This is a genomic window from uncultured Planktosalinus sp. (assembly GCF_963973675.1).
Classification (GTDB): domain Bacteria; phylum Bacteroidota; class Bacteroidia; order Flavobacteriales; family Flavobacteriaceae; genus Planktosalinus.
This window is the reverse complement of the sequence record NZ_CAXBAN010000039.1, coordinates 1-10,854: the sequence shown is the minus strand read 5'-3', so window position 1 is coordinate 10,854 and position 10,854 is coordinate 1. Positions and strand designations below refer to the sequence as shown.

10 protein-coding genes are annotated in these 10,854 nt (G+C 37.2%); 2 read left to right on the top strand and 8 right to left on the bottom strand.

Annotated elements, in window-relative coordinates; translation table 11 throughout:
- The 3 genes from AACY61_RS02760 to uvrC all read right to left on the bottom strand — a co-directional run.
- Positions 1 to 652, bottom strand: a 652-nt coding sequence (locus tag AACY61_RS02760) for a homogentisate 1,2-dioxygenase (protein WP_339609954.1), incomplete at its 3' end; no start/stop codon positions are given.
- Positions 653 to 711: 59 nt separating this feature from the next.
- A complete protein-coding gene (locus tag AACY61_RS02755; RefSeq protein WP_339609952.1) occupies positions 712 to 2,940 on the bottom strand; it encodes a patatin-like phospholipase family protein in 2,229 nt (742 codons plus the stop codon).
- A complete protein-coding gene (gene uvrC, locus AACY61_RS02750) occupies positions 2,937 to 4,733 on the bottom strand; it encodes an excinuclease ABC subunit UvrC (RefSeq protein ID WP_339609950.1) in 1,797 nt (598 codons plus the stop codon). Before uvrC ends, AACY61_RS02755 begins: the two co-directional genes overlap by 4 nt.
- Before the next feature lie 135 nt (positions 4,734 to 4,868).
- Between uvrC and AACY61_RS02745 the strand changes: the two genes are divergently transcribed.
- Positions 4,869 to 5,228: a YraN family protein gene (locus tag AACY61_RS02745; protein WP_339609948.1), complete on the top strand. Its 360-nt coding sequence runs from the start codon at positions 4,869 to 4,871 to the stop codon at positions 5,226 to 5,228.
- Here AACY61_RS02745 and AACY61_RS02740 read toward each other — a convergent pair.
- From AACY61_RS02740 to AACY61_RS02725, 4 genes are all read right to left on the bottom strand, one after another.
- Positions 5,194 to 6,015 carry a helix-turn-helix transcriptional regulator gene (locus AACY61_RS02740; RefSeq protein ID WP_339609946.1) on the bottom strand — a complete coding sequence of 274 codons (822 nt, stop codon included), beginning with the start codon at positions 6,013 to 6,015 and terminating at the stop codon, positions 5,194 to 5,196. The two genes, AACY61_RS02745 and AACY61_RS02740, sit on opposite strands and share 35 nt — an antisense overlap.
- Before the next feature lie 149 nt (positions 6,016 to 6,164).
- Entirely contained in the window at positions 6,165 to 7,268 is a 1,104-nt protein-coding gene (locus AACY61_RS02735; RefSeq protein WP_339609945.1) for a DUF4407 domain-containing protein, read from the bottom strand.
- Positions 7,269 to 7,415: 147 nt separating this feature from the next.
- Positions 7,416 to 8,759, bottom strand: coding sequence for a M56 family metallopeptidase (locus AACY61_RS02730; RefSeq protein WP_339609943.1), 1,344 nt, complete (start codon positions 8,757 to 8,759; stop codon positions 7,416 to 7,418).
- Positions 8,759 to 9,127 carry a BlaI/MecI/CopY family transcriptional regulator gene (locus AACY61_RS02725; RefSeq protein ID WP_339609941.1) on the bottom strand — a complete coding sequence of 123 codons (369 nt, stop codon included), beginning with the start codon at positions 9,125 to 9,127 and terminating at the stop codon, positions 8,759 to 8,761. Before AACY61_RS02725 ends, AACY61_RS02730 begins: the two co-directional genes overlap by 1 nt.
- Positions 9,128 to 9,277: 150 nt before the next feature.
- On the opposite strand from AACY61_RS02725, the gene AACY61_RS02720 reads away from it, so the two are divergent.
- Complete coding sequence (locus AACY61_RS02720; RefSeq protein ID WP_339609939.1) at positions 9,278 to 9,856, top strand: PhnA domain-containing protein; 579 nt, start codon at positions 9,278 to 9,280, stop codon at positions 9,854 to 9,856.
- An 89-nt stretch (positions 9,857 to 9,945) separates the two neighbouring features.
- Here AACY61_RS02720 and AACY61_RS02715 read toward each other — a convergent pair.
- Positions 9,946 to 10,854, bottom strand: a 909-nt coding sequence (locus AACY61_RS02715; protein ID WP_339609937.1) for a M20/M25/M40 family metallo-hydrolase, incomplete at its 5' end; no start/stop codon positions are given.

Here is a 10,854-nt window from a genome sequence, read left to right as displayed (position 1 = left end):
TTAAAAACTCTCCAGTTTCATCATAATTTTCAAGCTCTTCGGGCTTTCTGAGGTCTCTTTCACAAAAAGGGGAGTGCTCTAGTAATTGACCAAACCAATTTCTATATCGTTTTGGGGTATAAATGGGCCTTCGGGATTCAACAATAAACAAACGGTTGTCGTCTGTATCAAAATCGATTTTGTAGATTATTCCACGGGGAATTAAAAGATAATCACCATACTTAAACTCCAAGTTTCCTAAAAAAGTACGAAGCTTTCCTGAACCTTTGTGTACAAATAACAATTCGTCAGAGTCTGTATTTTTATAAAAATAGTCTTGTGTTTTATTCTGCGGTGAAGCCAAGGTTATATGGCAATCGCTGTTTGTCATAACTATTTTTCGACTTTCCAGATAATCTTTTTCGGGCTTGACATCAAATCCAAATAATTTATAGGACTGCATATTGTTAGGGTTCACAATCTTTGGAGCAGCATTGTATTGTTTTTTAATTTCTTTAACCTGAGTGGGTCTGTGTATGTGATACATATTTGAATACATACCGTCAAAACCAATGGTTCCAAACAATTGCTCATAATAGAGTTCACCATTTGGTTTTCTGAATTGGGTATGTCTTTTTGGAGGTATTTTTCCTAATTTATGATAAAACGGCATAAAGTGTTGTTTTGCTAACAAATATCGGAAAAAAATAATAGAATTTTATTAAGATTTCTCTAAAACCAAAAGCCTAAACTTACATACCAGTTGCTTTGTTTAATTTCTGTAGAATAGGAGTAAAACACTTCAATTGGCCCGATAAAACTCTCAGTAGCCAGACCCAAGGCATAGCCTCTGTGCGGGACATTCTCAAGCCAGGCAGTTGACTCAAATAATTTGTCTCCAACATTAGCGATATTGGCAACTGCAGATAAGTACGTTTTTTTGTAAACCTCATAATCCATTCGCAAAGTTGTTTTTAAAAAGGTATCCCCTCTTATGCTGAATGCATCATAACCAAACATATGCACAAAATTATTAACTGACTGAAACCCATAGCCACCCACAAAAAAATCAAGTGTACTAGTGCCTTCACCTCCAATTTTGAAGCCGCCTTCTGAAGTAAGACTCAAAGATATATTTTGAAAAGGGCTGTAGGTATAACCAATGGTGGCTTTTGCGATTGAAAATTGCTCAAAAGTAGGGTCATTAAGACCATTGGCAAAAGCGTAAAAATTAAATTTACTGTCAAATAAAACACCTTTTTCAGGGAAGTATTTATTATCTCTTGTGTCGAGTATTAAATAGCCGTAGGCACTGTAATAATTTGTATCTTCAAAAATGGCATTATTATTCTGATTGGCGTTTTGAAGTGTATTTGATTTGAATAATAAATATTTATGCTCAGCACCCAGCCCTAATGAAAATATTTGTTGAAACAAGGTTTGAACGTAAAATTGATTTGTGAAGTCTTCGTGCCTTACCTCAATATTTGCTACAGAGTTTACTCCATCAACAATTTCAGGAGGGAATAACTCAAATGGGACGTTTTTCTTGAAATTATTATAACGTGACCTCACGCCAATACTCCAGTAATAGCCTTTATCAATATAATAATCAAAGTTATACCTAATATTGTCGCCTAAAATTAAGTCAAAAGAAGCTATGTCGTTTTTTTGCAGAATTCTTTTTCCTGTTATGTTAATGAGAGCGGCACTTTTATATAAATCATCATAATGTATACCTAGCCTTAGTAGGTTCCTGGAAGGCGTTTCAGAAAGTTGAAGTTCAAGTATATTTTCGTGATTCTGGTTTTCTTTTAAAAAATAATTAATCTGATTGAAATTTCCCGTAGCTGTCAAGTTATTAATTCCTTCACTAAATTTTTGATATGTAGTCTTTACAGGTGTTTTTAATTTTAATTTTCCTAAAACATAGGCACGGGTGTAGTTTGATATTCCGGATATTGTGACTTCATCAATTTTTAAGCTGTCGGTTTTTGGTTTTTTTACTTTTATCCTATTTCTCGGTACCTGTCTTTCTGCAAGGGCTTTAAGTTCTTCGCTAAAAAGTTTTCCTTGTTCTCTTCCAGCCTCAATAATGGCATCGCCCTTGTCAAACGAAATTACAGAAAACTCCCTGATATCTGGGTGAATATAGATGTCAGTTAATTTTCTTTTGGTTTTCATGTCTCTAATGGTTCTGTAATTGTTAATTTGAACCAACACATCTATGGCAGAATTGAGACTTTCACGAGTTAACAAACTGTCTTGAACATCTATACCAATTATGATATCAGCACCCATTTTTTTAACCTCATTAATCGGATAGTTATTAGTGACCCCTCCATCAATCAATAATTCATCATTAATTTCTAAAGGGCTGAATAAAGAGGGCAGTGCGCCACTTGCAGACATTGCTTGAGGTAAATTACCATTATTGAGTATCACAGAAGTGCCCGATTCAACATTGGTGGCTACACAGAAAAACGGAATGGGTAGTTTTGAAAAATCCTCAACATCACTTACATGTTCAGTAAGTTTTGACAATAAATTAAAAAGGTTTTGCCCTTTTGAAAGTGATGTGGGAAATGAAATTTTAAAACCGTCAAAAGGTAAAGTGATGGCATATTTTTCAGAGTCATTTTTTTCATAGAAAGTTTTGGCCGCCCGTGGTAAATTATCTTGAATCAATTCGTCAAAATCGATTACCTGAAAAATTGAATCCAGTTCTTTTGCTGTATAACCGGCAGCATACAGACCTCCAATGATTGCTCCCATACTGGTGCCGCCAATATAATCTATTCGAACTCCGGCTTTTTCAATTTCTTCGAGCACACCAATGTGAGCGAGCCCTTTAGCTCCACCACCACTTAAAACCAGTCCTACTTTTACATCTTCCTGCTCCTGGGAAAAGGATAAGTTCATAAAAAATAAGGCTGTTATAAAGACTACAATTCGCTTCATTTAATTGATTTATAATGGGCTCTAATTTTTTCTGCCCTGCTTGTGCCAATAACTTCTTCAAGTTCTTCAAAAGAAGCATTGGCTATGCGTTTTGAACTTTTAAAGTGTTTTAATAAATTAACTATTGTTTTTTCACCCACTCCCGGAATAGTTTCCATTTCGGTTTTTAACGCATCATTGCTTCTTTTATTTCGGTGGAATTTAATTCCAAACCGGTGAGCCTCATTTCGCAATTGCTGAATAATTTTTAAGGTTTCTGATTTTTTGTCTAAATATAAAGGAATTGGGTCGTTTGGAAAAAAAAGCTCTTCAAGTCTTTTTGCAATTCCAATAATGGCAATTTTTCGGCGTAAATTCAATTTATCCAAACTTTTTAAAGCCGAATTTAATTGTCCCTTTCCTCCATCTATGATGATGAGTTGGGGCAAAGGTTGCTTCTCTTCCTGAAGTCTTTTATAACGTCTGTATACCACTTCTTCCATTGACGCAAAATCATCTGGTCCTGTTACAGTTTTGATGTTGTATTTTCGATACTCTTTTTTGCTTGGTTTTCCGTTTTTAAAAACTACGCAGGCAGCCACGGGATTACTTCCCTGAATATTTGAATTGTCAAAACATTCGATGTGTCGCGGTTCTTCAGAAAGTCTTAAATCCTTCTTCATTTGTGCCATAATGCGATTTTCGTGTCGGTTTGGATCGGTTATTTTTATTTGTTTAAACCGCTCCATCCTAAAATATTTCGCATTGCGAATGGATAACTCCAATATTCTTTTTTTATCGCCTAGTTGGGGAATGTGTACTTTAATATTTTCCCCCACTTCTACTTCAAAAGGCACATAAATTTCATTTGATTGTGATTGAAAGCGTTGCCTTATTTCAACAATGGCCAATTCAAGCAACTCTTTATCAGATTCATCCAGTTTTTTCTTGATTTCCATCGTGTGTGACCTAATGATGCTTCCAAAAGAGATTTGTAAAAAATTGACATACCCATACCCTTCATCTGAAACAATTGAAAATACATCTACATTGTTAATTTTTGGATTGACAATGGTGGATTTTGACTGGTAATTTTCAAGGATTTCTATTTTTTCTTTTAGTCGTTGAGCATCTTCAAAATGCAGGTTTTCAGCATAGTGCTTCATTTGTTTTTTAAAACGCTGCAGAGAGTCCTTGAAGTTGCCTTTTACAATTTGCCGAATGGCTTCAATATTTTCATGATAGTCTTTTTCACTTTGATTGTTTTCACAAGGAGCAAGACAGTTGCCTATGTGATACTCGAGGCATACCTTATATTTTCCGGCATTGATTTTTTCTTGTGAAAGATCATAATTACAAGTTCTTAGGGGATAAAGGCCTTTAATTAGTTCTAGAAGGGTTTGCACCGTTTTCATACTGGTGTAAGGTCCGTAATATTCTGAGCCGTCTTTAATCACCTTTCGGGTAGTAAAAACTCTAGGAAAGCGCTCATTTTTAATACAAATCCACGGATAAGATTTGTCATCTTTTAGCATCACATTGTAGCGTGGCTGGTATTTTTTGATGAGGTTGTTTTCCAGTAAAAGGGCATCGGTTTCTGAAGTGACCACAATGTGTTTTATTTCAGAAATATTCCTGACTAATAATCGAGTTCTGGCATTGTCGTGACTTTTGGTGAAATAAGAACTCACCCTTTTTTTTAAATTTTTGGCTTTGCCTACATAAAGAATTTTACCGTTTTTATCATAATACTGATAGACACCGGCACTATCGGGTAAGGTTGAAATCTGTATGTCTAAAGCGGTTTTTTCCATTTCTGTAAAGGTAGAAAATTGTTGTGAGTTTATGAGTTTTTTGCATGGGCGATGGTATCTGGATGACCAATGATGGAGGTTTAGAAATGAAAATTTTGTAAATTGAACACGAAACCTGAATTTTGAAAACCCAAAATGGCTCAACACAACGAATTAGGTAAAATCGGGGAAGAATTAGCAGCACAACACCTGTTAGCGAAAGGGTATAAAATATTAGACCGCAATTTTATTTATGAACATGCTGAGGTGGATATTATCGCTCAAAAAGACAACTTGATGGTTTGTGTGGAAGTAAAAACCAGAAATTCAGATTTTTTTGGCGACCCGCAAAGTTTTGTAACTCCCGGTAAAATAAAACAAATCGTAAAAGTGATGAACGCCTACCTGGAGGAAAATGACATCGAACTCGAAACCCGGTTTGATATTATTGCCGTTTTGAAAAATAACACCACAGAGCTGGTTACTCATTATGAAGATGCATTTTATCATTTTTAATTTTTTCAAGCGCTTTGAATAAAAGAATGATTTCAAGTAAAATCAATGGAATCATTAAAATATAAGCAAACCAGGCAAGAAAAACAGTAAAGAAAAAAACAGCAACAATTATTTCAAATATTCCGGTTACCAAAGCGGTTGTACCCAGTAAGTACTTTAGTTTAAGAATACCTAATCCAAACAAAACCCCTATTGCACCAAAGCTTAAAGACATACCACTCATAAAATATTCTGTTGGAATAATCTCTAAATAAATGGATACAATATCATAGATATATAAAAAAGCAGAAAAAATTATCAAAACCAGGGATGAAAATTTCAGCAAGGTATTTTTTAGTTCGACACCCAAAACCCAAAAACCTTTTATAAAAAATACAACTGACAAAAGAATACATACTTTCAAAAGGATATAAATAACTTTTGGATAAGGAAATTCGTTCTCTGAAATTCTTAACCAGTCTGCATAAAACTCAGGAAAACCTAATAAAAAGTAAAAGCCTCCAAAAACACAAGCAATGGTTAGGGATTTTATTACATAATTAGTTTTTTCAGGGTCAATGATTGCCTGCTCATTATTTGGATTAGCGGTTTTGCTTATTGATTCAAAATCATAATCCAATGCAGCGAGAATGGTTTTGATGGTATAAGGTCTTGGTGAAACCTCACCAGATTCTATGCGCTGAATAGTGCGCACATTGATGTTGCACTTTTCTACCAGTTCTTCCTGGGTGAGTCCTTTCTTTTTTCTTAAATCAAGGATTTTTTGACCTAACTCGGGTTGTTTCATTATTAAGGTAAATTGATTGACAGCACAATACTACAAATGAACTACTCAATGTACAATTTTTTTCATTGTATTTCACCCGACATTCACCCGACATTGCACGGCAGAACCTTTGTTTTGGGAGTAAATACAAACTTTTTAATGATTCAAATTTAGCCTATTAATTCCTTTTGCTTGTTGTAAAAAGCATCCGCCTGTAACTGCAGTAATTCTCGTGCTTTTTTGCGTTTGTAATCGTAGAGTTCCTGCTCTTCGGCGATGTCTGCATAGACGCGGTTATTGACTTCGGTATCGGTTTGCAACACAGCTTTGCGCTGGTGCATTTGCTGGGCAACCCAGGTTTGAAGGGCGTTTTCTTCTTCTTCGAGTTTTAGGTCGTAAGCACCTTTTGGCGAAAGCAATTTGGCAATGATGGGCGCGGTTTCAATGGCTAAAAACAAAAGCATGATAAAAAGTGACGGCAACAAGGGCAGGCTGTTGAGTGCATCCACTCGTGCCATCAAACCATCAAAGCCATCGATGACGGGCTGACTTTCTGAAACTTTGGTGTTGTATTCCTCACTCAAAAAAGCGATTTGGTTTTCAGCCTTATTGATTTTTTCAGTGTTAGTTGCTTTTAATTCCTGTAGAGCGGCAAGCTCGGCATCGTGTTTTTCTCGTTTTTCTTTATAAACGGGTCCTTTCCCAAGTTTTTGGGTGCCTGCGGTGCCTTCGGCTTCTGAAATGTAAGTGTCATAGAGGACGTTTACTTCCGCTTCTTTGGCGGTAATCTCTTCCTTTAAAGTGGCGATTTCCGTTTCAAGGGCATTGACTTTTGGCGTGAATTGAGTAGCAATTTGTTCCTGATTGGCAAGGGTCAACTCATTTTTTTGTTCCAGTAACACTTGATTGATTTCCTTTTCAAATATTTTTAACTCAAGCGGTTTGGCAATGACAATAGCGATAATAACGGCCAGCAAAATACGTGGTGATGCTTGAAGGAGCTCGCTCTTAAAATTGTTTTTCTTTTTTATGGTGGAAACGATAAACCGGTCTAAATTAAAAATAAGCAGTCCCCACACAAGTCCAAAAGCAATAGCGGATATATAATTGTCAAAAACAGTATAAAGCGCATAAGAGGCAGCAATAAACGCCATAACGGCAGTAAAGAAAACGGTGGCGCCAATGCCGGCATATTTGGTTTGTTCACCGGGCGAACAGGAGTCGAGTATTTTTGTATCTGCCCCGGAGCAGAAAATAAAAAAGCGTTTTAGCATGATGGATAAATTTGATTGATGAACTACTAAAACGCTCTTTTATAGGGAAATGTTGTCTGAAGTGTTGAATTTTACCCTCTCAGGGTTTCAAACCCTGAGAGGGTTGGTGACTAAAGAATAGATTTTTTTATAATGCTAAAATCACGATTAGCAACCTAATAAATTTACTTTGGGGTATTGGCTTATATCTATAGTTACATCATTTGTTTTTTTTGCCATTTCAAGTGCCTTTTCATAACTGTATTGATGCGGGCCAATATAGAATACCGCACCACTTTTATGTAAAGCTTTGATGTATTCTATGGGGTCACTCAATGGTGCCGGTGGTGCTGGTGCCGGCAAGGGTGGCATTCGTGTATCTTTTTCAAAATTTGGAGTTGGTGGTGTGGGTGGAGTTGGAGGTGTCGGTGGCGGGGCAGGTAAATTAGGAAAAGGTTCGGCACTTTCTTTTTGTCCTGCTGTCATTTTATTGTAAATGAACTTCATTTTTTCAACCTCAGCACTAAGGATTCGCATATTGTCCCTGGGCATCGAGTTGTATTTTTTTGCCAGTTTGTTGTATTCTTCAACTTCGGTTTTTGTGGCTTTTTCTTGTTGAAGTTCAGTTTGTACTGGTTTTGTGACAACTTCTTTTTGAATGACTTCTTTAGTACTGAACCCATATAATATAAGCGCCAGCAATGGCAATAATAAAAGGCTTCGCAGCCAGATGGCTTGGGTGGATGTTTGTTTTTTCATAACTGTAAATCGTTTTTTGATGAATGAATAATTGATTGAGTTTGCCAGTGAAGGCGTGGTGGCATGTGATGAGAATGCCAGTAAAATGTTTTGATAAGCAGCCGTGTCAGTTCCCCTATTTAAAACAGCGCGATCTGCTAAGAATTCGTGATTGAGTTTGATACTTCTTTTTAAAAAGTACAGCAACGGATTGAACCAAAATACAATTTGTAAAAGCTCCACAAGTAAAATATCTATGCTGTGTTTTTGATTGGCATGGACGTGCTCGTGTGCAATCACCTCGTCAGGGATTTCCTTCGCCTCAAATTTTTGTTTGTTGATGAAGACATAATTTAAAAACGTATGGGGAATTACCGTCGTTTTCAGCAAAACATGGTGAATGGAATTCCGGGTAAGTTTTGGATTATTCTTGATTTTTGAAATCAGTTGGTTGAGGTTTTTACCAAATTTTATACTGAAAAACACCACTCCCAACCCATACAAACTCCATATAATATAGGGCCAAAGATTCACCGAAACCTCAGTTGCTGGCATAGGCATAGTAAGGGAATTACTAACAAATATTTGAGATGAACTTACGGGCACTTCCACATAACTTGTAAAGGTTATCAATGGAATCAAAAAAGCAGCCGGTAAGGACCCCAGCAAATAAAACCGTTTGAACACATGCATGCTTTCATTTTCCAAAACGAGTTTATAAAAGCCATAAAGCAATGCGAGTAAACCGGCAGATTTTAATAAATAGAGTTCCATTATTTTTTCTTTTTGATTTCTGAATCGATTATTTTTTTGAGTTCTTCCAGTTGTGCTTTGGTGAGGTTTGTTTCCTGTGTAAAGAAAGAAGCGAACTGCGCGGTGTCATTGTTAAAAAAACTTTTAATAAGGCCATTGACTTGTTTTGAGAAATAATCTTTCTTTTTGACCAAAGGAAAATACTCCCTCGAGCGGCCTTCCTGCTTGTATTCTACAAAACCTTTATCCTGCATACGTTTTAAAAGCGTTGCAATAGTTGTTGTTGCCGGTTTTGGCTTTGGATAGGCTTCAATCAAATCCTTCATGATGGCACGCTTGTGTTTCCACAAAAGTTGCATAAGTTGTTCTTCGGCTTTGGATAATTGCATGGGTTTAAAATTTATTACTCTACAAATGTAGAATAATATTTTAATTCTACAAACATAGAAGTAAATATTTTTCAAAATGAGGAACCCTCTCAGGGTTTCAAACCCTGAGAGGGTTGATAAAAGTATTACATTTGCCAAAAATTATTAAATATGCTTAACGAACAACAACTCAGGGAAAGAAGCGGCTCCTGCTGCGAAATGTGTAAAGCGACTGAAAACCTTAAGGGCTACGACCTGCCCAACTCACCAAGCGACATTAATGAAACCAATGTCTTGCTTTGCGAAACTTGCCTGAATCAAATCGAAAACCCCGAAACCATAGACCCCAACCACTGGCGCAGTTTAAACGACAGTATTTGGAGTACCGTGCCGGCAGTTCAGGTTTTGGCGTGGCGTATGTTGAACCGTCTCAAAGCTGAAGGCTGGCCGCAGGATTTACTCGAAATGATGTACCTCGATGATGAGACCATGTCGTGGGCAAAGGCTGCCGGTGACGACGTTGCCAAAGCCGATCAAATTATTCACAGAGACAGCAATGGCGCTGTTCTAGAAGCTGGTGATAACGTGGTTTTAATTAAAGATTTGGATGTAAAAGGCTCATCGCTTACCGCAAAAAGGGGCACTGCCGTGAGGCGCATATCTCTGGTGCACGATAATGATGAGCAAATTGAAGGGAAAGTCGATGGCCAGCAAATTGTGATTTTGACCAAGTTTGTGAAAAAGGTATAATTTTTTTTGACGTAAGACTACAAGACTTAAGACCTAAGATATAAAAATCCCGCATTTGACGGGATTTTTATATTTTTTGAAAGTCGAGATTACTTACTCATCTCAGCAAAATAATGAAAAAACTGCGGAATGGTTTCTATCCCTTTCAGGTAATTCCAGATACCGTAATGTTCATTTGGTGAATGAATGGCATCGCTGTCCAGTCCAAAGCCCATTAAAATGGTTTTACTTTTCAATTCTTTTTCAAATAATGCCACAATCGGGATGCTCCCGCCACTGCGTTGCGGGATTGGTGTTTTACCGAAAGTAGCCTTATAAGCCTTTTCTGCAGCGCGGTACTCCATACTGTCGATGGGTGTTACATAAGCGGTTCCGCCATGGTGAGGAGTCACTTTTACTTTTACGGCTTCAGGAGCGATGCTTTCAAAATGTTTTTTAAATAATTCAGTGATTTCTTTCCAGTCCTGATCGGGTACTAGGCGCATGCTTATTTTCGCGTACGCTTTACTGGCAATCACCGTTTTGGCACCTTCACCTGTATAGCCACCCCAGATTCCGTTGACATCCAATGTGGGACGAATTGAATTTCTTTCGTTGGTGGTATACCCCTTTTCACCATAGATATCGTTTATGTCCAACGCTTTTTTATAAGCATCGAGACTAAAAGGGGCTTCGGCCATTTTAGCTCTTTCTTCAGTAGTAAGTTCTTCTACTTTATCGTAAAAACCGGGGATAGTAATATGGTTGTTTTCATCATGCAACGAGGCAATCATTTTTGCCAGAATATTGATTGGGTTTGCCACGGCGCCTCCATAAAGACCCGAGTGTAAATCTCTGTTGGGACCGGTGACTTCTACTTCCACATAACTCAAGCCACGCAATCCTGTGGTGATGGATGGGACATCCTTGGCAATCATACCGGTATCACTAATAAGTATGACATCGTTTGCCAGTTTTTCACGGTTGCGCTCCAAAAACCATCCCAGGCTTACACTGCC

Coding starts and splice junctions, on each gene's coding strand:
- AACY61_RS02755 (WP_339609952.1), bottom strand. CDS start 2,940: ATGAAGCGAATTGTAGTCTTTATAACAGCCTTATTTTTTATGAACTTA.
- uvrC (WP_339609950.1), bottom strand. CDS start 4,733: ATGGAAAAAACCGCTTTAGACATACAGATTTCAACCTTACCCGATAGT.
- AACY61_RS02745 (WP_339609948.1), top strand. CDS start 4,869: ATGGCTCAACACAACGAATTAGGTAAAATCGGGGAAGAATTAGCAGCA.
- AACY61_RS02740 (WP_339609946.1), bottom strand. CDS start 6,015: ATGAAACAACCCGAGTTAGGTCAAAAAATCCTTGATTTAAGAAAAAAG.
- AACY61_RS02735 (WP_339609945.1), bottom strand. CDS start 7,268: ATGCTAAAACGCTTTTTTATTTTCTGCTCCGGGGCAGATACAAAAATA.
- AACY61_RS02730 (WP_339609943.1), bottom strand. CDS start 8,759: ATGGAACTCTATTTATTAAAATCTGCCGGTTTACTCGCATTGCTTTAT.
- AACY61_RS02725 (WP_339609941.1), bottom strand. CDS start 9,127: ATGCAATTATCCAAAGCCGAAGAACAACTTATGCAACTTTTGTGGAAA.
- AACY61_RS02720 (WP_339609939.1), top strand. CDS start 9,278: ATGCTTAACGAACAACAACTCAGGGAAAGAAGCGGCTCCTGCTGCGAA.